We start from the raw sequence: 272 nt of genomic DNA, 5'->3' as shown, positions 1-272 counted from the left end.
GACGCAGGATGATGCCGAGGTGCAGGATGTGCTGATCTGCATCGGCACAGGCAAGACGGTGGAGGATGAGGACCGGCTGCGGATCCCGACAAGCCAGCTGTATTTGAAGGACGGCAAGGAGATGGAGCGGCTGTTCCCGCATGTGCCTGAAGCGATCGCCAATACGGCCCGAATCGCGGATCAATGCAGCCTTGAGCTGGAATTCGGAAAATCCATTTTGCCGGAGTACCGTTCCCTCCCGGAAGGGACAAGCTCGGCCGAATATTTAAGGC

At 58.1% G+C, this 272-nt stretch carries 1 protein-coding gene; it reads left to right on the top strand.

Annotated features, from left to right (window positions below; genetic code table 11):
• Nucleotides 1-19: 19 nt before the first annotated feature.
• On the top strand, nt 20-272 hold a 253-nt coding region (locus ACSNOG_RS33365), incomplete at its 3' end, for a hypothetical protein (protein WP_436756414.1).

This window comes from Streptomyces sp. URMC 124 (genome assembly GCF_051386455.1).
Taxonomy (GTDB): Bacteria; Actinomycetota; Actinomycetes; order Streptomycetales; family Streptomycetaceae; genus Streptomyces.
This window is presented reverse-complemented; position numbering and strand designations above follow the sequence as displayed.